The 21,397-nt window shown below is 65.6% G+C and carries 20 protein-coding genes and 1 pseudogene; 9 read left to right on the top strand and 12 right to left on the bottom strand.

What is annotated here, in order from left to right; all coding sequences use genetic code 11:
* Nucleotides 1-7: 7 nt before the first annotated feature.
* Nucleotides 8-1,180, bottom strand: coding sequence for a radical SAM family heme chaperone HemW (gene hemW, locus ACZY0B_RS03470; protein ID WP_463762582.1), 1,173 nt, complete (start codon nucleotides 1,178-1,180; stop codon nucleotides 8-10).
* A gap of 259 nt (nucleotides 1,181-1,439) precedes the next feature.
* Here hemW and ACZY0B_RS03465 point away from each other — a divergent pair, with 259 nt between their 5' ends.
* From ACZY0B_RS03465 to ACZY0B_RS03445, 5 genes are all read left to right on the top strand, one after another.
* Nucleotides 1,440-1,532, top strand: coding sequence for an Ms4527A family Cys-rich leader peptide (locus ACZY0B_RS03465; protein ID WP_463762581.1), 93 nt, complete (start codon nucleotides 1,440-1,442; stop codon nucleotides 1,530-1,532).
* A gap of 112 nt (nucleotides 1,533-1,644) precedes the next feature.
* Nucleotides 1,645-3,312, top strand: a complete 1,668-nt coding sequence (locus ACZY0B_RS03460; protein ID WP_463762580.1) for a nitrite/sulfite reductase — start codon at nucleotides 1,645-1,647, stop codon at nucleotides 3,310-3,312.
* Nucleotides 3,309-4,052: a phosphoadenylyl-sulfate reductase gene (locus tag ACZY0B_RS03455; RefSeq protein WP_463762579.1), complete on the top strand. Its 744-nt coding sequence runs from the start codon at nucleotides 3,309-3,311 to the stop codon at nucleotides 4,050-4,052. Before ACZY0B_RS03460 ends, ACZY0B_RS03455 begins: the two co-directional genes overlap by 4 nt.
* The gene (locus ACZY0B_RS03450; RefSeq protein ID WP_463762578.1) at nucleotides 4,007-4,762 is read left to right on the top strand and encodes a sirohydrochlorin chelatase; all 756 of its coding nucleotides are present in this window, start codon (nucleotides 4,007-4,009) and stop codon (nucleotides 4,760-4,762) included. Before ACZY0B_RS03455 ends, ACZY0B_RS03450 begins: the two co-directional genes overlap by 46 nt.
* A gap of 41 nt (nucleotides 4,763-4,803) precedes the next feature.
* Nucleotides 4,804-5,133, top strand: a complete 330-nt coding sequence (locus ACZY0B_RS03445) for a hypothetical protein (protein WP_463762577.1) — start codon at nucleotides 4,804-4,806, stop codon at nucleotides 5,131-5,133.
* Between the two features lie 7 nt (nucleotides 5,134-5,140).
* Here the strand turns inward: ACZY0B_RS03445 and ACZY0B_RS03440 are convergent, their stop codons facing one another.
* The 5 genes from ACZY0B_RS03440 to ACZY0B_RS03420 all read right to left on the bottom strand — a co-directional run bounded on the left by ACZY0B_RS03440 (nucleotide 5,141) and on the right by ACZY0B_RS03420 (nucleotide 9,462).
* On the bottom strand, nucleotides 5,141-6,202 hold the full coding sequence (locus ACZY0B_RS03440) for a sulfate/molybdate ABC transporter ATP-binding protein (RefSeq protein WP_463762576.1): 1,062 nt from the start codon (nucleotides 6,200-6,202) through the stop codon (nucleotides 5,141-5,143).
* 15 nt (nucleotides 6,203-6,217) lie between these two features.
* Nucleotides 6,218-7,036, bottom strand: coding sequence for a sulfate ABC transporter permease subunit CysW (gene cysW, locus ACZY0B_RS03435; RefSeq protein WP_463762575.1), 819 nt, complete (start codon nucleotides 7,034-7,036; stop codon nucleotides 6,218-6,220).
* Nucleotides 7,033-7,902, bottom strand: a complete 870-nt coding sequence (gene cysT, locus ACZY0B_RS03430) for a sulfate ABC transporter permease subunit CysT (protein WP_463762574.1) — start codon at nucleotides 7,900-7,902, stop codon at nucleotides 7,033-7,035. Before cysT ends, cysW begins: the two co-directional genes overlap by 4 nt.
* Nucleotides 7,899-8,936 (bottom strand): sulfate ABC transporter substrate-binding protein, encoded by a 1,038-nt coding sequence (locus ACZY0B_RS03425; protein ID WP_463762573.1) that lies wholly within the window; start codon nucleotides 8,934-8,936, stop codon nucleotides 7,899-7,901. Before ACZY0B_RS03425 ends, cysT begins: the two co-directional genes overlap by 4 nt.
* Nucleotides 8,937-9,258: 322 nt before the next feature.
* Complete coding sequence (locus ACZY0B_RS03420; protein ID WP_463762571.1) at nucleotides 9,259-9,462, bottom strand: hypothetical protein; 204 nt, start codon at nucleotides 9,460-9,462, stop codon at nucleotides 9,259-9,261.
* A 28-nt stretch (nucleotides 9,463-9,490) separates the two neighbouring features.
* Here ACZY0B_RS03420 and ACZY0B_RS03415 point away from each other — a divergent pair, with 28 nt between their 5' ends.
* Nucleotides 9,491-10,759 carry an FAD-dependent oxidoreductase gene (locus tag ACZY0B_RS03415; RefSeq protein WP_463762569.1) on the top strand — a complete coding sequence of 423 codons (1,269 nt, stop codon included), beginning with the start codon at nucleotides 9,491-9,493 and terminating at the stop codon, nucleotides 10,757-10,759.
* Between the two features lie 194 nt (nucleotides 10,760-10,953).
* Nucleotides 10,954-12,870: pseudogene (locus ACZY0B_RS03410) on the top strand (glycoside hydrolase family 15 protein); the annotation flags it as partial.
* A 118-nt stretch (nucleotides 12,871-12,988) separates the two neighbouring features.
* On the opposite strand, the gene ACZY0B_RS03405 reads toward ACZY0B_RS03410, so the two are convergent.
* Together ACZY0B_RS03405 and lepA are read right to left on the bottom strand one after the other, a co-directional pair.
* Entirely contained in the window at nucleotides 12,989-13,642 is a 654-nt protein-coding gene (locus tag ACZY0B_RS03405) for a sensor domain-containing protein (RefSeq protein WP_463762567.1), read from the bottom strand.
* Nucleotides 13,643-13,734: 92 nt separating this feature from the next.
* Complete coding sequence (lepA, locus tag ACZY0B_RS03400) at nucleotides 13,735-15,645, bottom strand: translation elongation factor 4 (protein WP_463762566.1); 1,911 nt, start codon at nucleotides 15,643-15,645, stop codon at nucleotides 13,735-13,737.
* 63 nt (nucleotides 15,646-15,708) lie between these two features.
* Here lepA and ACZY0B_RS03395 point away from each other — a divergent pair, with 63 nt between their 5' ends.
* Nucleotides 15,709-16,311: a type II toxin-antitoxin system PemK/MazF family toxin gene (locus ACZY0B_RS03395; protein ID WP_463762565.1), complete on the top strand. Its 603-nt coding sequence runs from the start codon at nucleotides 15,709-15,711 to the stop codon at nucleotides 16,309-16,311.
* An 83-nt stretch (nucleotides 16,312-16,394) separates the two neighbouring features.
* On the opposite strand, the gene ACZY0B_RS03390 is transcribed toward ACZY0B_RS03395, so the two are convergent.
* Nucleotides 16,395-16,823 carry a CBS domain-containing protein gene (locus tag ACZY0B_RS03390; protein ID WP_108925436.1) on the bottom strand — a complete coding sequence of 143 codons (429 nt, stop codon included), beginning with the start codon at nucleotides 16,821-16,823 and terminating at the stop codon, nucleotides 16,395-16,397.
* 167 nt (nucleotides 16,824-16,990) lie between these two features.
* Between ACZY0B_RS03390 and ACZY0B_RS03385 the strand changes: the two genes are divergently transcribed.
* On the top strand, nucleotides 16,991-17,833 hold the full coding sequence (locus tag ACZY0B_RS03385) for a ribonuclease Z (protein WP_463762564.1): 843 nt from the start codon (nucleotides 16,991-16,993) through the stop codon (nucleotides 17,831-17,833).
* A gap of 25 nt (nucleotides 17,834-17,858) precedes the next feature.
* On the opposite strand, the gene ACZY0B_RS03380 is transcribed toward ACZY0B_RS03385, so the two are convergent.
* The 3 genes from ACZY0B_RS03380 to ACZY0B_RS03370 are packed head-to-tail and all read right to left on the bottom strand — an operon-like array spanning nucleotide 17,859 to nucleotide 21,390.
* A complete protein-coding gene (locus ACZY0B_RS03380) occupies nucleotides 17,859-18,698 on the bottom strand; it encodes a transglutaminase family protein (RefSeq protein ID WP_463762563.1) in 840 nt (279 codons plus the stop codon).
* On the bottom strand, nucleotides 18,698-19,675 hold the full coding sequence (locus ACZY0B_RS03375) for an alpha-E domain-containing protein (RefSeq protein ID WP_463762562.1): 978 nt from the start codon (nucleotides 19,673-19,675) through the stop codon (nucleotides 18,698-18,700). The genes ACZY0B_RS03380 and ACZY0B_RS03375 overlap by 1 nt, the downstream gene beginning before the upstream one ends.
* Nucleotides 19,675-21,390 carry a circularly permuted type 2 ATP-grasp protein gene (locus ACZY0B_RS03370; RefSeq protein ID WP_463762644.1) on the bottom strand — a complete coding sequence of 572 codons (1,716 nt, stop codon included), beginning with the start codon at nucleotides 21,388-21,390 and terminating at the stop codon, nucleotides 19,675-19,677. The genes ACZY0B_RS03375 and ACZY0B_RS03370 overlap by 1 nt, the downstream gene beginning before the upstream one ends.
* Between the last annotated feature and the right edge of the window lie 7 nt (nucleotides 21,391-21,397).

Here is a 21,397-nt window from a genome sequence, read left to right as displayed (position 1 = left end):
CTGCGCACTACCCCAGCAGCGTGCGCACGACCGCGTCGGCCAGCAACCGGCCGCGCGGCGTGAGGACCAGCCTGTCGCCGTCGGCGACCAGCAAGCCTTCGGCGACAACGGTTTCGGCGCGTTCGCGTTCGGCGGCGTTTAGTCCTTCAAGCGGGAGCCCTTGGCGCAGCCTGGTTTTCAACAGCACGTCCTCGGTGTGCAACGCCTCGGCGTCGAGCTGCTCGAAACCCGCGACCGGCAACGCGGAACCGGCCAGCATCTCCGTATAAGCGTTGGGGTGCTTGACATTCCACCACCGCATTGCGCCCACGTATCCGTGCGCACCCGGTCCGGCACCCCACCACTGACCACCGTCCCAGTAGCCCAGGTTGTGCCGGCACTCCCCGCCCGGGCGCGACCAGTTGGACACCTCGTACCAGGTCATCCCCGCCGCGGACAGCGTCGAGTCGACCAACTCGTAGCGGTGCGCCAGCACATCGTCGTCCGGCGCGGCCAGCTCACCGCTGCGAACCCGGCGGGCCAGGGCGGTGCCCGGCTCGACCACCAGGGAGTACGCGGACACGTGATCGACCCCGGTCTCGACGGCCACCTCGACCGAACGCAGCAGATCGTCGTCGGATTCGCCCGGAGTGCCGTAGATCAGGTCCAGGCTGACGTGGTCGAAACCCGCGGCCATGGCCTCTCGCGCGGCGGCGGCCGGGCGCCCGGGCGAGTGCACGCGGTCGAGGGTCGCCAGCACTCGCGGCGCCGCCGACTGCATGCCCAGCGACACCCGGGTATAGCCGGCCGCCCGGATGGCGTCGAAGAACTCCGGCCAGGTCGACTCGGGGTTCGCCTCGGTGGTGATCTCGGCGTCCGGCGCCAACGCGAAGTGCTCGCGCACCATGTCCAGCAGCGTGGCCAGGCGGGCACCGCCCAGCAGCGACGGTGTCCCACCGCCGACGAACACCGTGTTCACCGTCGGTGCGTCCAGCCGTGCGGCGGCCAGCGCCAACTCGCTACGCAGCGCCAGCAGCCACGCGTCCGGGTTGACGCCACCCAACTCGGCGGGCGTGTAGGTGTTGAAATCGCAATATCCGCAACGGGTGATGCAGAACGGGACATGCACGTACACCCCAAACGAATGTTCGGGGCTCCGCTGCATCTCGGGCAGCTCAACCGGCGCCGCACGAAGGGCCATGCCAAATGATTGCACGGCTATCGGGCCGAGCCGGCCGCTCAGCCGGGAGGCCACCGCCGCCGAGCGTGGGGTTTGAGAACGAATCCGCGGCAGTTCTCGTCCCAAGGCCCCACCCTCGGCGATCTCGAGGACACGCACTCTCAGCGCTTTCTCGGTTTTGTATATCGAATTACCCAGGATTGGCGGGTAGTTTTGCTCATCGTGAGAACAAATTCGACCTGGTGGCGCCGCACATCCCTATCCGTGGCAGAATGGTCGCGTGACCGTCGCCCAGCCCAGCCCGCGCATTGCGCTAGTGGCGCGGCGGCATATCGATCTCAAGCGTGTCTGCAGCTGTAGCTGTCCGGCTTGATGTCGTAGACCCGCCCACCTGTACGTCCAGCTGGCGCCGGATCTGCGCCCGCCGTCAATAGCCCCGGTGAGTCGCGCGTCCACGCCTGCACATTCGCGAAGGAGACCTTCGAATGACCGCAGCCCGTCCCGCCAAGGCCCGAAATGAGGGCCAGTGGGCGCTGGGAGATCGCGAGCCGCTCAACCCCAACGAAGAGATGAAGCAGGCCGGCGCCCCGCTCGACGTGCGTGAACGCATTTTGGACAGGTACGCCAAGGACGGATTCGACAGCATCGACAAGAGCGATCTGCGGGGCCGTATGCGCTGGTGGGGCCTGTACACACAACGCGAGCAGGGGTACGACGGCTCATTCACCGGTGACGACAACATCGAGATGCTCGAGGCCAAATACTTCATGATGCGGGTGCGCTGCGACGGCGGCGCGCTCTCAACCTCCGCGCTGCGCACCTTGGGGACGATTTCCACCGAGTTCGCCCGCGACACCGCCGACATCTCCGACCGGGAGAACGTCCAATACCACTGGATCGAGGTGGAAAACGTCCCCGAAATCTGGCGACGGCTGGACGAGGTCGGGCTGCAGACCGCCGAGGCGTGCGGTGACTGCCCACGCGTCATCCTGGGCTCACCGCTTGCCGGTGAGTCGCTCGACGAGGTGCTGGACCCGACCTGGGCGATCGACGAAATCGTGCGTCGCTACATCGGTCACCCCGACTTCGCCGACCTGCCGCGCAAGTACAAGACCGCTATTTCCGGGCTGCAGGACGTCGTACACGAGGTCAACGACATCGCGTTCATCGGCGTCAACCACCCCGAGCATGGACCGGGGCTGGACCTCTGGGTCGGCGGCGGTCTTTCGACCGTCCCGATGCTGGGCCAGCGCGTCGGCGCCTGGGTGCCGCTCGAAGAGGTGCCCGAGGTGTGGCACGCGGTCACCTCGATATTCCGCGACTACGGCTACCGGCGGCTGCGGGCCAAGGCGCGGCTGAAGTTCCTGATCAAGGACTGGGGCATCGAAAAGTTCCGGGAAGTTCTGGAAACCGAGTACCTCAAGCGTCCGCTGATCGACGGCCCGGCGCCCGAGCCGGTCAAGCATCCAATCGATCACGTCGGGGTGCAGCGTCTCAAAAACGGCCTCAACGCCGTCGGGGTTGCCCCGATCGCCGGACGGGTGTCCGGCACCATCCTCACCGCGGTTGCCGACCTTGCCGAACAGGCCGGCTCGGACCGGATCCGGTTCACCCCCTACCAGAAATTGGTCATCCTCGACGTGCCCGACGACAAGCTCGACGGCTTCGTCGCCGGCCTGGAGGCGCTCGGCCTGCAGTCGCGGCCGTCGCATTGGCGCCGGAACCTGATGGCGTGCACCGGGATTGAGTTCTGCAAGTTGTCCTTCGCCGAAACCCGGGTCAAAGCACAGTCTTTGGTGCCCGAGCTGGAGAGCAGGCTCGAAGACATAAACTCCCGGCTCGACGTGCCGATCACCGTCAACATCAACGGCTGCCCCAACTCATGTGCGCGAATTCAGGTCGCCGACATCGGCTTCAAGGGCCAGATGGTCGACGACGGTGCAGGCAACTCGGTCGAGGGCTTCCAGGTACATCTGGGCGGTAGCCTCGGCCTGGACAGCGGGTTCGGTCGAAAACTGCGCCAGCACAAGGTCACCAGCAACGAGCTGGGCGACTACATCGATCGGGTGGTACGCAACTTCGTCAAGCACCGCAACAACGGGGAACGCTTCGCGCAGTGGGCGCTTCGCGCCGAGGAGGGCGACCTGCGATGAGCAGCCAAACGAACGATCCGGCCCACGCCGCACTGCGCGAGGTAGCCGCCCGGGGCGCGGCCGAACTCGAGGGCGCCAGCGCCACCGAGCTGTTGCGCTGGACCGACGAGAACTTCGGCGGCGTCAACGGGCCGCGCGGCTGGGCGACGTGCAACTACATCGTCGCGTCCAATATGCAGGACGCCGTGCTGGTGGATCTGGCGTCCAAGGTGCGCCCCGGTGTACCGGTGCTCTTCCTCGACACCGGCTATCACTTCGTCGAAACCGTCGGCACCCGCGATGCGATCGAATCCGTCTACGACGTACGGGTTCTCAACGTCACGCCGGAGAACACGGTGGCCGAGCAGGACGAACTGCTGGGCAAGGACCTGTTCGCCCGGGACCCCGGCGAGTGCTGCCGGCGACGCAAGGTCCTCCCGCTGGGCAAAGCGCTCAGCGGCTACTCCGCCTGGGTGACCGGACTGCGCCGGGTCGAGGCGCCGACCCGCGCCAACGCACCGCTGATCAGCTTCGACGAGGCGTTCAAGCTGGTGAAGATCAACCCGCTGGCGGCGTGGAGCGACGAGGAGATGCAGAACTACATCGACGAGCACGACGTGCTGGTCAATCCGCTTGTCTACGAGGGCTATCCGTCGATCGGTTGCGCGCCTTGCACGGCCAAGCCGGAGGAAGGCGCCGATCCGCGCAGCGGTCGTTGGCAGGGGCTCTCCAAGACCGAGTGCGGGTTACACGCGTCGTGACCACTCTCGTGCTGACCGCACACGGAAGCAGGGATCCACGATCGGCGGCCAATGCGCACGCGGTCGCCGGCCAAGTGGCGCGCCTGCGGCCGAATCTCGATGTGCGACTGGCATTCCTGGACCACGACTCGCCGAGCCTGGCCGATGTGCTCACATCACTGGATGGCCCGGCCGTCGTCACCCCGTTGTTGTTGGCGAACGCGTACCACGCCCGAGTCGACATCCCTGCGCAGATCGCCAGTTGCGTTACGGCCCAACATGTGTGGCAGGCACCCGTACTCGGCGAGGACGACCGGCTGGTGTCGGTGCTGCGCCGGCGCGTGATGGAGTTGGGGGTCTCGCACCTCGATGACGGTCTTGGTGTACTGGTCGTGGCGATCGGCACATCCGACCTGGCGGTGAACGCGCGCACCGGCCGGGTCGCACCGAAGCTGTTGGCGGGCACCTGCTGGGCGGGGGCAACCACCGCGTTCGCGACGCAACAGGAACGCTCGCTGGCCGAAGCGCTGGGCAGGTTGCGCCGCCAGGGCGCGCACCGCGTGGTCGTCGCGCCGTGGTTCCTGGCGCAAGGACGCCTCCCCGACCAGGTACAAGGATTCGCCGATAAGGCCGGCATCGAGATGGCGGCCCCGTTGGGTGCCCATCGTTTGGTGGCCGAGACGGTGCTGGACCGCTTCACCGCGGCCGCCGCCGACCAGATCGCGGCCTGATCGGCCTGACGTCAAAGCGCTTGCAGCACTAACATGGCGCAATGGGCGATCACGACGCGCGCCGGCTTGCCGAGCACCTGGCCGGCCTTCCCCACTTTCATGTGGTCGCCCAAAACCAGAACAACGAAGTCATTTACAGCGACGGCCTGACCTGGCCCGGCGCAGAAGGATTCGCCGCAGACCTGATTTCGCCGGCGCCGGGCGCCCCGGTGCCCGACGTGGAGCTCGAAGCGGTGTGGATTATCGAAGCCGATCCACGATGGTGCCCACTCGCCCACGGTGATGACACCGCCGAATCTGACGAGGAGACGGTGGCCACGTACCTCGAGCGGCTGACACTGCAGCCGCCCTACTGGTCGGCGCGGCCATGACCATCGATCACGCCGACGTCAGCGTGCTCTGATCTTCACCGGACGACAGAGCATCCGCGATGATCGGCGGCACCCGGGTGGCCCGCACGTAGACGGTGTCCCCGTCCTTCAGGGCCAGCGCCTCGGCGTCGCCTCGGGTGATCTGGGCGGTGAAACTGCCGCCGGTGGCCGCGCTGGTCAACTCGACGCGCACCTCGAAACCCAGTGCCACCACTCGCTCGACGGTAGCGCGCACCACCCCGATGGACTCGGCGGTGCCGTCACCGCCGGAGATCGCCATCTCGGGATTGCGGCCGACCCGAATGTCATGCGGGCGAACCAAACTGCCGTTCAGTGTCGAGACCGCGCCCAGGAAGGACATCACGAACGCGTTCGCCGGAGCGTCGTAGACTTCGGTCGGAGAGCCGACCTGCTCGATGCGGCCCTTGTTGAGCACCGCTATCCGATCTGCGACGTCCAGCGCCTCGGACTGATCGTGGGTGACCAGCACCGTGGTGACGTGGACCTCGTCATGCAGGCGCCGTAACCAGGCCCGCAGATCCTCGCGCACCTTGGCGTCCAGCGCGCCGAACGGCTCGTCGAGCAGCAGCACCTGCGGGTCGACGGCCAGCGCACGTGCCAGCGCCATGCGCTGTCGTTGACCACCGGAGAGCTGGTTGGGGTACCGCCCCTGAAATCCGCTGAGGCCCACGACCTCCAGCAGGTTGTCGACCTTTTCCTTGACCTCGGCCTTGGGTCGCTTGCGGATCTTGAGCCCATAGGCGACGTTGTCGCGGACTGTCATGTGCTTGAACGCGGCGTAATGCTGGAACACGAATCCGATGCCGCGCCGCTGCGGCGGCACCCGGGTCACGTCAAGACCATTGATCGTCACGGTCCCGGTGTCCGGCTGGTCGAGACCGGCGATGGTACGCAACAGGGTCGACTTCCCCGAACCGCTGGGCCCCAGCAAAGCCGTCAGCGATCCGGTGGGGACCACGAAGTCGACATTCTCCAGTGCGACGAAGTCGCCATAGCGCTTGTTGGCGTCGCGCACGATGATCGCGTTGTCTGTCTTGATGGCGGTCATATCCGTGTCTCCTTGTCAAGCAACCTTGTTCGCCCGTGCTCGGCGAATGTCGAGGATCACCTGGACGATCAGAACCGCCACGGCGACTCCCATCAGCAGCGTGGATAGTGCGTAGGCGCCGTACTCGGCGCCCCGGTTATAGCGATCCGAGACCAATAGCGTCAGTGTCTGCGATGTCCCGGGGAGATTGGACGACACGATGATGACCGCTCCGTATTCGCCCAGAGTGCGCGCGATGGTCAGCATGATGCCGTAGGTCAGGCCCCACCGAATGGACGGCAGCGTGATCCGCCAAAACGTCTGCCACCAACTGGAACCCAGTGTCGCGGCCGCCTGCTCTTGGTCCGTTCCCAACTCGTGTAGCACCGGCTCGACCTCACGGACCACGAAGGGCAGCGTGACGAAAATACTGGCGAGGACTATGCCCGGTAGGCCAAAGATGATCTTCAGCCCGAGGTCTCTCTCGACGAATCCGAACGCACCCGCCGATCCCCACAACAGGATCAGGGCAACACCCACGATTACCGGCGACACAGCGAACGGCAGGTCGATGACCGCCTGAAGCACACCCTTGCCCCGGAACTTGTTGCGCGCCAGCACCAATGCCGTGGGAATACCGAAGACCACGTTGAGTGGCACCACGATGGCCACCACCAGCAGCGACAAGTCCAGTGCCGATTGGGCCGCCGGGGTGCTCACCCAGTCATAGAACTGGCCCAATCCCGGCTCGAAAGTCCGCCACAGGATCAGGGACACCGGAACGATCAACAGCACAAAGATGTACGCGAGTCCGACATAGCGAGTGAGGTAACGAACCCACCGCGACGACGTCACGACCCCCCCTCCCGTCGCGCAGCCCGGACGCCCACAATCCGCAAAATGAACAGCAGGACGAATGAAATCAGCAACAACACAATGGATATCGCCGCGGCGCCGGTACGGTCGTCGTTCTCGATCAAAGTGCGGATCCACTGCGACGAGACTTCGGTCTTGCCGGGCACCGCCCCACCGATCAGTACCACCGAACCGAACTCGCCGATGGCCCGCGAAAACGCCAGGCCCGCACCGGATAACAACGACGGCAGCAGCGACGGCAGGATGACCGAGGTGAAGATCTTCGGGCCACTCGCGCCCAGCGATGCCGCCGCCTCTTCGGTCTCGCGGTCGATTTCCAGCAGCACCGGCTGAACCGCGCGGACCACAAACGGCAACGTGACGAATGCCAGCGCGACTGCCACACCCCACGCGGTGTGCTGCAGGTGCAAGCCCACCGGGCTGTTGTTTCCGTATAGGGCCAACATCACCAGGCTGGCGACAATCGTGGGAAGCGCGAACGGCAGGTCGATGACCGTATCGACCAGTCTTCTACCGATGAAGTCGTCGCGCACCAGAATCCAGGCGATCAGCAGACCGAACACGGTGTTGACCACTGTGACCCCAAGGCTGATGGTCAGCGTGACCCGGAACGATTCCACTGCCGCGTTCGAGGTGACCGCCAGCCAGAAGGCGTGCCAGCCCCCACCGGCGGCCTGCCAGGCGATGGCGGCCAACGGGAGCAGAACGATCACCGAGAGCCATACCGTCGCCACCCCGACACGCAGTGATGCGGTGCCGGGCCGGACGAGGGGCTGCCCGCTCGGCTGCCGGTGCGGACCTTCACCTTCGGGCTCGTCGAGTTCGGCCCGGATCGCCGCCGTCATCCGGTGGCCTTCGTATAGATCTTGGTGATGCTGCCGTTGCTCTTGTCGAAAAGCTGCGGATCCACGTTGGCCCAGCCGCCCAGGTCGGCGATCGTCCAGAGTTTCGCCGGGAGTGGGAACTGGTCCCGGAACTCGGCGGCGACCGCGGGATCGACCGGCCGGAAACCGGCTTGCCCCCATACCTTCTGCGCCGCGGCGGTGTATTGGAAGTTCTTGAACGCGGTCGCGGCGTCAAGGTGCGGGCTGGTTGTCACCACCGCCACCGGGTTCTCGATTTTGAAGGTCTGCGTCGGGATGACATGTTCGACCGGTTTGCCCGCCCGCTCCGCGACGATGGCCTCGTTCTCATAGCTGATCAGCACGTCGCCGCTGCCTTGGACGAAAACATCGGTGGCTTCCCGTCCGGATCCGGGACGCAGTTTGACGTGTTCGCGTACCAGCTTGCCGATGAAGTCGATGCCCGCTTGGCTATTCCTGCCGCCGTCGCTCTTGGCTGCGTACGGCGCCAGCAGGTTCCACTTCGCCGAGCCCGAACTCAACGGGCTGGGTGTGATGACCTCCACGCCGGGCCGCAGTAAATCATCCCAATCTTTGATGTTCTTCGGATTGCCCTTGCGCACCACCAACGACACCACCGAGCCGAACGGGATGCCCTTGGTGGCATCGGTATTCCAGTCCTTGGAAACCTTGCCCGCCTTGACCAATCGGGTGATGTCCGGCTCCACCGAGAAGTTGACCAGGTCGGCCGGCTTACCGTCGGCCACTCCGCGGGACTGGTCGCCGGAGGCGCCATACGAGGTGATCACCTGTACGCTCTTGCCTTCTTCGGAAGCATTGAAAGCGGGAATCACCTTGCTCCACCCGGGTTCTGGGACCGAATAGGCGACCAGGGTGATGGTCGTGTGGGCGTTGGCCAAGCCGCCGCCGCCCACGGCGTCGCTGGGCCCGGGGCTACATGCCGCGACGACAACCGAAATCAATACGAGCGCAGCGAAAGGTCGCCAGCGCCTTGCGCTGCCGATGTCGTTGAACATTCGCGGCCTTCCAGTGCGGGACTTACGGATCTTGTTCCCGTAGCTGCGGACTGGCATATAGAACAGAAGGAGAATTCGCGAATTCCCTACCAAACCGCGCGCGGGTGGTAGTCAGCGACAACAGTGCACGAAGACATCACATTCCGGGGCTTCGGATGTCACGTGCATGGCGCGAAGCCTAACAGGAATTCGCGGGCCCGCCACCGGGCCGGGTCTCGGCCCAAGTCAGCACGCTCGCCTCAGTGCGTCACCAGCCACGCAACGATCACCAACACCACGAGCGTGACGAGAACCAACGTCACGTGGGAACGAGGCATGAGGGTTACCTGGGCGTTCCGTCGATCTGGCGGCCGCGGCGCAGCAATTCGATGCCCTTGCTGAGCACGGTGTCCAGCGACACCGCCGCGATGTAGGCCACCGCCAGCACGACGGGCATCACCACCATGGCCTGCAGCACGAAGGGAAGTCCGGAAATCCAGAGCTCATTTCCGTCCCACCAATTGAGGAACCCGTTCACCGGGCTCACACTATTCTTCCGAGCACTGCAAACACCAATGTGCCAAGATCGGCGAGTGCCTGACGCATCCGACGAAACCACCTGTGTCATCGCGGGCGGTGGTCCGGCCGGCATGGTGCTTGGCCTGCTTCTAGCCCGCGGCGGCGTTGAAGTCACGGTGATGGAAAAACACGCCGACTTCCTGCGTGATTTCCGGGGTGACACCGTGCACGCGAGCACCTTACGCCTGCTCGACGAACTCGGTCTCGGATCGCGGTTCGCCCAGATCCCGCATCGTCTGATCGACACCATGCGGATGCAGCTGGATGGACAACCGGTCAGTTTCGATCTGACCCACCTGCCCGGTGCGCATCAGCACATCGCCCTGGTGCCCCAGTGGGATCTGCTGGAACTGCTGGCCAGCGCCGCCGAGTCGGAACCCACCTTCCAGTTGCTGCGCAGCACCGAGGTGACCGGTGTGGTTCGCGACGGCGACCGCGTCGTCGGCGTCACCTACCGCGATCAGAGCGGCGAAACCAAGCAGATGCGCGCCTTGCTGACAGTGGCCTGCGACGGCCGCAGTTCGACGGTGCGCTCAGCGGTCGGGCTGACGCCCCGAAGTTTCGGTGCACCAATGGATGTGTGGTGGTTCCGCTTGCCTCGCCAACCCGGTGACCCGGCCGGACTCGCAGCCACCTTCCAGGCGGGACACGGGACGATCATGATCGACCGCGGCGACTACTACCAGATCGCCTACGTCATTCCCAAGGGCGCCGACGCGCAGGTGCGCGCGGAAGGCATCCAGGCGTTCCACCGCGTGTTGCTGAGCCTGGTCCCTTGGCTCGCCGACCGGATCGACACGTTGTCCTCGTTCGACGACGTGAAACTGCTTGACGTGCAACTCGATCGGCTCTCCCGCTGGTACGCCGACGGTGTGCTGTGCATCGGAGACGCGGCGCACGCGATGTCGCCGGTCGGGGGCGTCGGCATCAACCTGGCCGTGGCCGACGCGGTCGCGGCGGCGCGGTTACTGGCCGGCCCGCTGCAACACGGACGGGTATCCACCCGGCAGCTGGCCCGGGTCCAGCTGCGCCGATGGATGCCGACGGCGCTGCTGCAGGCGATACAACGCGCCATCCATGCCCGGGTCATTGCCGTCGCCGTGGAGTCGCCCGATCGCCCGGAGCGCCACGACGGCGACCGCGGGGTTGCGAGGGTGGTGCGACTCATCGGCCGAGCGCCGGCATTGCAGCGGCTGATCGGCTACATGATGGCGATCGGTCCGCTCCCCGAACACGCGCCGAAGTTCGCCCGGCCGCACGGGTAATCCGCCCACCGTCGCCGCGCCGTGCGGCGAAAGCATGGACGCCGGACGGGTCGACAGATGATGATGTCGGGATGGTCATGCACGCCGAGCCCGCCGACCAGCCCGCCGACGCCGCCCCCGAGGAGCCGATTCAACAGGCCCAGGAGTCGCCCCTGGCCTCGCCGCTCGATTTCAGTGCAGCGGCCCCGTTCACCTCCAGCTCGGCGTTGCGTAACCCGTTCCCGCCGATCGCCGATTACGCCTTTCTGTCCGACTGGGAAACGACGTGCCTGATCTCCCCCGCCGGTTCGGTCGAGTGGCTGTGTGTGCCGCGGCCGGACTCACCGAGCGCGTTCGGCGCGATCCTGGACCGCAGCGCCGGCCACTTCCGGCTGGGCCCGTACGGCGTCTCGGTGCCCTCGGCCCGCCGCTACCTGCCCGGCAGCCTGATCATGGAAACCACCTGGCAAACCCACACCGGGTGGCTGATCGTGCGCGACGCGCTGGTGATGGGCCCGTGGCATGACATCGAGCGTCGCTCCAAGACACATCGCCGCACGCCGATGGACTGGGATGCCGAGCACATCCTGCTGCGCACGGTGCGTTGCGTCAGCGGCACCGTCGAGCTGATGATGAGCTGCGAACCCGCATTCGATTACCACCGCATCGGCGCCACCTGGGAGTACTCGGCCAATGCGTACAGCGAGGCGATCGCTAGTGCCAGCAAGCAGCCAGACGACCATCCGCAACTGCGCCTGACCACCAACCTGAACATCGGGCTGGAAGGCCGCGAGGCACGGGCACGCACCCGGATGAAAGAAGGCGACGACGTGTTCGTCGCGCTCAGCTGGACCAAACACCCGGCGCCGCAGACCTTTGAAGAGGCTGCGGACAAGATGTGGCAAACCACTGAGTGCTGGCGTCAGTGGATCAACATCGGCAACTTCCCCGACCACCCGTGGCGTGAGTTCCTGCAGCGCAGCGCGCTCACCCTGAAGGGCCTGACGTATTCACCCACCGGTGCGCTGCTGGCTGCCAGCACCACATCTCTGCCCGAAACTCCGCAGGGCCAGCGCAACTGGGACTACCGCTATGCCTGGATTCGGGACTCGACATTCGCGTTGTGGGGCCTGTACACGCTGGGGCTGGATCGGGAGGCGGATGACTTCTTCGCGTTCATCGCCGACGTGTCCGGCGCCAACAACAACGAACGTCATCCGCTTCAGGTGATGTACGGCGTCGGCGGCGAACGCAGCCTGGTCGAAGAAGAACTGAACCATCTTTCCGGCTATGACCGTGCTCGCCCGGTACGCATCGGCAACGGTGCCTACGACCAGATTCAGCACGATATTTGGGGCTCGCTACTGGATTCCTTCTATCTGCATGCCAAGTCACGCGAGCAGGTGCCGGAGACGTTGTGGCCGGTGCTGAAGAAGCAGGTGGAAGAGGCGATCGCGCACTGGCGCGAGCCCGATCGCGGTATCTGGGAGGTGCGCGGGGAGCCGCAGCACTTCACGTCGTCGAAGGTGATGTGCTGGGTAGCTCTCGACCGCGGGTCCAAACTCGCCGAACGCCAGGGCGAGAAGAGCTACGCCCAACAGTGGCGCGCGATCGCCGAGGAGATCAAGGCCGACATCCTCAAGCACGGCGTGGACTCCCGCGGCGTGTTCACCCAGCGCTACGGCAGCGACGCGCTGGACGCCTCGCTGCTGCTAATCGTGCTGACGCGATTCCTGCCGCCCGACGATCCGCGGGTGCGCAACACGGTGCTGGCGATCGCCAACGAACTCACCGAGGAAGGCCTGGTGCTGCGCTACCGGGTCGAGCAGACCGACGACGGGCTGTCCGGCGAGGAAGGCACGTTCACCATTTGCTCGTTCTGGCTGGTGTCAGCGCTGGTCGAGATCGGTGAGGTGCACCGCGCCAAACGTCTGTGTGAGCGGCTGCTGTCCTACGCCAGCCCGCTGCAGCTCTACGCCGAGGAGATCGAGCCACGCACCGGCCGGCACCTGGGCAACTTCCCGCAAGCGTTCACCCATCTGGCGTTGATCAACGCGGTGGTACACGTGATCCGCGCCGAGGAGGAATCCGACGGCTCCGGGATGTTCCAGCCCGCCAACGCACCCATGTGAGCCAATCGCGTGTGTGTCCTGGGCGTCGAGTGTGCGTGCAGGGTGGGAATTTTGACGAATTCCGGCCACTACCGCACACTCGGCGCCGTCGGCGCACCGCGGGGGTGGCTGGCTCTCGTCAGTTGGTGCTCGACACTTTCCGCAGCATGACCTTGACGAGATCGATTGCCCGGGTTCCAGCCGCCACGCCAGGTTGAACTGCGGCTTCAACATCGACGATGACGTCAGACTCCACTCCGACGGCATGCTCGTTGGGAGCTTGCGGGGTGTGGTGGTTGTCCCAGCTGATCAGAGTCGCCGACAGTATCGGTCCGTCGACCTTCACGTCGGCGACTTTCGAATACAGCTCGGTGTTCTCGGAATCGTGAGTGAACATCGTGACGGTGGTTCCCACGCACTTCTGCCACTGCGATACGAAGGACGCGAACAGTCGTTGCGCATCTGCCGACGACACCAGCTGGACCGCACCCGCGTGTGCGCTGAACACCGCCACGCCGAAGTCGTAATTCCAGTAGGTCTGCTTGGCCACGGCACGTACCGGTCCCTTTTCGTAAGCGACCCGCAGCAATGGTTCGGTCGCACCGATGCATTCAATGGGGGCGGCGCTGCTGTCGTCGCGAATCCCGTTCGGCAGCACCTCGATACCGCCCGTTTCAGGTTTGCTATGCGGCGGCAGGTCGTTGCCGACCGCGGTCCTGACCTCCTCGTCGGTCGGCAAGATCTGCTCTAGTGGCGCCACCCCCGTAGCGGGGCGGACGGCGCGCGTCGGCACGCCGACGACAGTGTCGACACAACCGGCGCTCAGCAAGCCGATAGCCAACAATCCAAGCACTCGCGCTAGGCCGCCACCCCCGCAGACCATGGCTATTTCTTGCCCTTGTCCCCCGTGGCATCGGTGGATAGCGCCGCGACGAAGGCCTCTTGCGGAACATCCACGCGTCCAATGGTTTTCATCCGCTTCTTGCCTTCCTTCTGCTTTTCCAGAAGTTTGCGTTTACGGGTGATGTCTCCCCCATAGCATTTGGAGAGAACGTCCTTGCGGATCGCGCGGATGTTCTCGCGCGCAATGATTTTCGATCCGATGGCGGCCTGAATCGGCACCTCGAACTGCTGGCGCGGGATGAGTTCCTTGAGCTTGGTCGTCATCTTGTTCCCGTAGGCCGCCGCACCGTCCTTGTGCACGATCGCGCTGAACGCATCGACGGCCTCGCCCTGCAACAAGATATCGACCTTGACCAGTTGGGCCTCCTGCTCGCCGGCCTCCTCGTAGTCGAGGCTGGCGTAGCCGCGGGTGCGCGACTTCAGGGAGTCGAAGAAGTCAAAGATGATCTCCCCCAACGGCATGCTGTAACGCAGCTCCACCCGCTCCGGCGACAGGTAGTCCATGCCGCCGAGCTCGCCGCGGCGCGACTGGCACAGCTCCATGATGGTGCCGATGAACTCGCTGGGCGCGATGACGGTGGTCTTGACAACGGGTTCGTAGACCGTGCGCACCTTGCCTTCTGGCCAGTCCGACGGGTTGGTCACGACGATCTCGCTGTCATCTTCCTTGATCACCCGGTAGACGACGTTGGGCGACGTCGAGATCAGGTCCAGGTCGAATTCGCGCTCCAGGCGCTCGCGGGTGATCTCCATGTGCAGCAGGCCCAGGAACCCACAGCGGAATCCGAAGCCCAGCGCCACCGACGTCTCCGGCTCGTAGGTCAGGGCCGCATCGTTGAGCTGCAGCCTGTCCAGGGCGTCGCGCAGCACCGGGTAGTCGGACCCGTCGACGGGATACAGCCCCGAATAGACCATCGGCCTGGGTTCGCGATAGCCGGTGAGCGCTTCGGTGGCGCCGTGGCGGGCCGTCGTCACGGTGTCCCCGACCTTGGATTGCCGGACGTCCTTGACGCCGGTGATCAGGTAGCCGACCTCGCCCACACCCAGGCCGATGCTGGGCTTGGGTTCGGGCGAGACGATGCCGACCTCGAGCAGCTCGTGCGTCGCACCGGTGGACATCATCAAGATGCGCTCACGCGGGACGATCTTGCCGTCCATCACCCGGACATAGGTCACCACGCCGCGGTAGATGTCGTAGACGGAGTCGAAGATCATCGCGCGGGTCGGCGCGTCGGCGTCGCCTTGCGGCGGCGGCACCTCGCGCACCACGTGGTCGAGCAAGTCGGCGACGCCCTCCCCGGTCTTGCCGGACACGCGGAGCACGTCGCCGGGTTCGCAGCCGATGATGTGCGCGATCTCACCCGCGTAGCGGTCCGGGTCGGCGGCGGGCAGGTCGATCTTGTTGAGCACCGGGATGATGTGCAGGTCGCGATCGAGCGCCAGGTAGAGGTTGGCCAGCGTCTGCGCCTCGATGCCCTGCGCGGCGTCGACCAGCAACACCGCCCCCTCGCAGGCCTCCAGCGCGCGGGACACCTCGTAGGTGAAGTCGACGTGGCCGGGGGTGTCGATCAGGTGCAGTACGTACTCGGTTCCTGCGACCTCCCAGGGCAACCGCACGTTCTGCGCCTTGATGGTGATGCCGCGCTCGCGCTCGATGTCCATCCGGTCGAGGTACTGAGCACGCATGTCGCGGTCTGCGACAACGCCCGTGAACTGAAGCATCCGGTCGGCCAGCGTGGACTTGCCGTGGTCGATATGAGCGATGATGCAGAAGTTCCTGATCTGCGCCGGCGCGGTGAAGGTCTTGTCGGCGAAACTGCTGATGGGGATCTCCTGGCTGGTGCTGTTGATGCTGCTTGACCGGCGGTTCGCGGGTACGTCCAGGGTATCCATGCGGGCTGGTCGGGACCTACTCGGACACAGTCGCCCCCACCCGCCGACGTCTATGCTGCGACTATGGCCCCTGCCCGGAAATCGCAGTGGAAGACGTTCCAGCGATTTGCCCAGAACGTGGTCGTCTACGGGGTTCCGCGATTCATCCAGAGCGTGCAGACCGCTCAGGCCGTGATGCGTGAAATCGAGCAAGTCGTGAAAACCACCGCGAACGCCCGGGAGTCCGGCGACGAGTCGCAGACGACGTCGATCACCGAGGGCCGGCCGGTGACCAACGCCAGCTTCCCCACCGCGCAGCGGGCCCGCAAGGTGGTTTACGCCCCGGACCTGGACGGCCGGGCCGATCCCGGGGAGATCGTCTGGACGTGGGTGGTCTACGAGGACGATCCCACCCGCGGCAAGGACCGCCCGGTCCTCGTCGTGGGCCGCGAGCGCAGCGTGCTGCTCGGACTCATGCTGTCCAGCCAGGAGCATTACGCCTCCAACCCGGACTGGGTCGGGATCGGCGCCGGCGACTGGGATTACGAGGGCAGGCAGAGCTGGGTGCGCCTGGACCGCGTGCTCGACGTGCCCGAGGAGGGCATCCGTCGCGAAGGCGCGATCCTGGAACGCGAGATCTTCGACATGGTGGCCGCGCGCCTGCGCACCGAGTACGCCTGGCGCTAGTCAGTTCATCGCACCCAACGTGCTCTCTGGGCGGAAAATGGGCAGATTTTTCGCCCTGAGAGCACGCTCGGCGAAAAGGGCGATCAGCCTTGCGTGATGTAGGACTGCAGCTGCTGCTGTTCGGCCTCGAGCTCTTCCATGCGCGTCTTGACCACATCACCGATGCTGACGATGCCGATCAGCTTCTTGCCGTCGAGCACCGGGACGTGGCGCACCCTGTTTTTGGTCATCAGCACGCTGATGGCGTCGACGGTGTCGGACTTCGTGCAGGTGGCAACCGCCGCGGTCATGATCTTGGAGATCGGGCGGGTGAGCACGCTGGGGCCATGCGCGTGCATTTGACGCACGACGTCGCGCTCGGACACGATGCCGACCACTCCCTCGTCACCGACCACCACCATGGCGCCGATGTTTTGCTCGGCCAGGCCGGCGAGGAGTTCCCGGACCGTGGCCTCGGGGTTGATCGTCGTGACCGCCGCACCCTTGTTACGCAAGACGTCCGCTATCCGCATCAAGCCTCCAGCTGGTTGTGATCTGCTTCACACCAGGCTACGGCTAACTCGCGTAGCGGGAAAGCCAACGCGAAAACCGGGCATGAAACGTGCTGCTGACAACGGCCGATCGCGTGGATCGGCCGAATGGCCCACAGCACGCCGACGCTTCTTGAAGGATTGGGGCCATGATCGAGATCACCTTGCTGGGCACCGGCAGTCCCATTCCCGATCCAAACCGCGCGGGACCGGCGACGCTGGTGCGAGCCGGCGGGCAGGTGTTCCTGGTGGATTGCGGGCGTGGAGTCCTGCAGCGCGCGGCGGCCGTCGGCGTGGGCGCAGCCGGGTTGTCGGCGCTGCTGCTCACCCATTTGCACAGCGACCACATCGGCGATCTCGGCGACCTGCTCATCACGCGCTGGATCACCACGTTCACGCCGGATCCCGCGCCGTTCCCGATCATCGGGCCGCCCGGCACCGCCGAGACGGTCGAGGCCATGCTGAACGCGTTCGGCCACGACATCAGTTACCGGATCGCCCATCACGACGACCTGAACACGCCACCGCCGATCGAGGTGCACGAATACACCGAGGGTCCGGTGTGGGACCGCGACGGCGTCTCGATTCGGGTGGCCCCCACCGACCACCGGCCGGTGGCGCCGACCATCGGGTTCCGGATCGAGTTCGACGGCACCTCGGTGGTGCTGGCCGGCGACACGGTGCCCTGCGCCGGCCTGGACGAGCTGGCGGCCGGGGCGGATGCCCTGGTGCATACCGTGATTCGCAAGGACATTGTCACGCAGATCCCGCAGCAGCGGCTGCAGGACATCTGCGACTACCACTCGTCGGTCGAAGAAGCGGCGGCGACCGCGGCCCGCGCGGGCGTCGGCACTTTCGTCATGACGCACTATGTGCCGGCGTTGGTGCCCGGACAAGAAGAACAATGGCGGACATTGGCCGCCTCGGAATTCGGTGGGCGAATCGAGCTCGGCGACGACCTGCATCGGGTCGAAGTCCAGCCGCGGGCATAGCCTTTCGCCCGCGATGCTGGTGCCGCTAGGCCAGCCGGGTGACCTCCACGACCACGTCGAGGTCGGTTGCGCCCTGTCCCGAGTAGATGCCCTTCAGCGGGGACACATCGGTGTAATCACGGCCGAGGCCCACGCTGACGTATTGCTCGGTGATCTCGGTGTCCTTGGTGGGGTCGTAGTTCCACCATCCACCGGTCCAGGCCTGAATCCACGCGTGACTTCGGCCTTCCACGGTCTCCCCGACGACCGCGTCCCGCACCGGATGGAGGTAGCCCGACACGTACCGGGCCGGAATACCCATGTCGCGCAACAGCATCAGCGACAGGTGCACAAAGTCCTGACAAACACCCTTGCCCGCCTTGAGGGCGTCGAGCCCGGACGAACGCACCCCGGTGGTCCCCGGGAGGTATTTCAGTTCGCCGTGCACCCAGTTGGCTGCGGCGACCACGGCTTCCTGCGGCTCAAGGCTTTTGGCGATCTTCCTGCCGACGGATCTCAGCCGCTTGGCCGCCGGGGTGTACTCGGTGGGCTGCAGCAATTCGTCGAACCGATCGACCACTGCCACGGACTGCAGGTCGCTCCAGGTGACGTCCTTCGCGGGCGGTTCGGGCTGCTCGGTCTCGACGACCGACGAGGACGTCACCGTCAGATCGCTGTGCGGCGCGTGCAAGTCGAACGCCGTGACGGCGGTGCCCCAATAGTCGATGTAACGGTAGGACCGGGTTGCCGGAATGGTTTCGACACGGTTGAGGATGACGTTTTGCCGGGTGTCAGAACTCGGGGTCAGCCGCGCCTCGTTGTAGGAGGCGGTCACCGCCGATTGGTAGGCGAACCCGGTCGTGTGCACGACACGCAGCCGCCACATCAGGTATCTCCATTCCGGGCGACCATGCCAACGCCATGACCGGCATCCGACCACGCCACCCACGGTGTGACATGGAAATACTGCAGCGACAACGCGTCTCCGACATCGCTGCAGGTGGTCTGCAAGCCCGCCAGGCGGGTCTCCAGTGTGTCGAGCAATACCCCCGGCGGTAGGAACTCCAATTCGCTGCGGGCCTGCCCCAGCAGTCGCTGCGCTTCGGCGGTGGCCCCCACCCGGCTCGTCGGGTCGCGCACCAACTCTTCGATGCTGTGTTCGGCCAGCTTCAGTGAGTAGAAAACCGATCGAGGGAAAAGCCGATCGAGCATCATGAACTCGACCACCCGGCCGGCATCGAGCACCCCGCGATAGGTACGCAGATAGGTGTCGTGGGCACCGGCCGAGCGCAGCAGCGTCACCCAGGCCGGCGAGGACGCGCTGTCCCCGACCCGAGATAGCAACAGCCGCACCGTCATATCTACGCGCTCGATCGCGCGGCCCAACAACATGAACCGGTACCCGTCATCACGCGAGAGCGTCGAGTCGGCCAGGCCGGCGAACATCGCGGCCCTGCCCTCGATGAAGGACAGAAACTCGTGTGGCCCAAGGCGTTTGGCGGCGCGTTCGCGTTCGGCCAGGGCGTGGTAGGTGGTGTTGAGGCATTCCCAGATTTCGATGGACGTCACTTCGCGGGCCGACTTGGCGTTTTCGCGTGCCGCCGTGATCGCGTCGACGATAGAGCAGCCGCCCTTGTTGCCGGTGCTGTAGGCCACCAGATCGGTCAACGACCAGACATCCATGGCGTGATCCGGGGACTCGATGCCGAGCACCCGCAGCAGCAGTCGCGACGCCTGGTCGGGATCGACGCTGGAATCCTCCAGCAATTGGTGCAGCGCCACATCGAGAATCCGCGCGGTATCGTCTGCCCGCTCCACATAACGGCCAATCCAGTACAGCGCCTCGGCATTTCGGGCCAACATCAGCGGACCGCCTTCTGTTGTTGCTGCTTCTGCTTCTGCTTTTGCTTTTGCGGGGGCTTCTCCTGCGGTTGCTCCGTCTGCAACGGCTGTTGGCGTGGCGACCCTGGCGAGTCATCGACCTCCGGGTCCGACATGGACTTCGGCAAAGAACGAACGACTTCGGCGGCACCCAGTTCACGGTCGGCGGTCGACGCGCGCGGTGCGAGCACCCAGGTGTCCTTGGAACCACCGCCCTGGCTGGAGTTGACCACCCGCGAGCCCTCGACCAAGGCCACCCGGCTCAACCCGCCCGGCAGCACCCACACCTCGTCGCCGTCGTTGACCGCGAACGGCCGCAGGTCGACATAGCGCGGCGCCAGGGTGTTGCCGATCTGCGTCGGCACGGTCGACAGCTCCATCATCGGCTGGGCGATCCACGCACGAGGGTCGTCACGAATTTTCTTGCTGATCGCCGCCAGTTCTTTCTCGGATGCCTCGGGACCGAACACAATGCCGTAGCCGCCGGATCCCTCGACCGGCTTGATGACCAATTCGCCGACCCGGTCGAGCACCTCGTCGCGCTCGTCGTCCAGCCAGCACCGGAAGGTCTCCACGTTGGCCAGCAGCGGCTTCTCGCCCAGGTAGTACTCGATCATGGTCGGCACGTAGGTGTAGACGAGCTTGTCGTCGCCGACCCCGTTGCCGATCGCGCTGGATATCACGACGTTTCCGGCGCGCGCGGCGTTGACCAGACCGGCCACCCCCAGCACCGAGTCGGCGCGGAACTGCAGCGGGTCGAGGAAGACGTCGTCGATGCGCCGGTAGATGACGTCGACCTGGCGCTCCCCCTCCGTGGTCCGCATGTAGACCTGGTTGTCGCGGCAGAACAGGTCACGACCCTCGACCAGTTCGACGCCCATCTGCCGGGCGAGCAGCGAGTGCTCAAAGTACGCCGAGTTGTAGACGCCCGGGGTCAACACCACCACCGTCGGGTCGGCCTCGTTGGTGGCCGCGGAATTGCGCAGCGCCCGCAGCAGATGCGAAGAGTAGTCGTCGACGGCACGCACCCGGTGCGTGGCGAACAAATTCGGGAAGACCCGCGCCATCGTGCGCCGGTTCTCCATGACGTAGGACACGCCCGACGGCGAGCGCAGGTTGTCCTCGAGAACCCGCCAGGTGCCCTTCTCGTCGCGGATCAGGTCGATGCCGGCGACGTGGATGCGCACGCCGTTGGGCGGGACGATGCCCACGGCCTGGCGGTGAAAGTGCTCACAGGAAGTGACCAGCCGACGCGGGATGACGCCGTCGTTCAGGATCTCCTGATCGCCGTAGATGTCGTCGAGATACATCTCGAGGGCTTTGACACGTTGGACGATGCCCCGCTCGAGCCGGTTCCATTCGGCCGCCGAGATCACCCGCGGCACCAGGTCCAGCGGAAACGGCCGCTCCTGGCCCGATAGCGAGAACGTGATGCCCTGGTCGATGAACGCGCGGGCCAACGCTTCGGCACGGGCCCGCAGGTCGGAGGCGTCCGCCGGCGCAAGCTCGGCGTAAATGCCCTTGTACGGGCCGCGGACGTTGCCCTGCGCGTCGAACATCTCATCGAAGGCCAGCGCGTACACGTCCGACGTGTTGTATCCGCCGAAGATACGCTCGGAGCGCGCAAGGGCCCGCGCAGCGCCGCGCGACCCGCGCCTGGCCGTCTCAACCTGGTTCGGAACACTCACTTTTAGGATGCTGCCT

It is taken from the genome of Mycobacterium sp. IDUB_19, assembly GCF_055419445.1.
The sequence above is the reverse complement of the archived record's forward strand: the minus strand, read 5'-3'. Positions and strand labels throughout refer to the sequence as shown.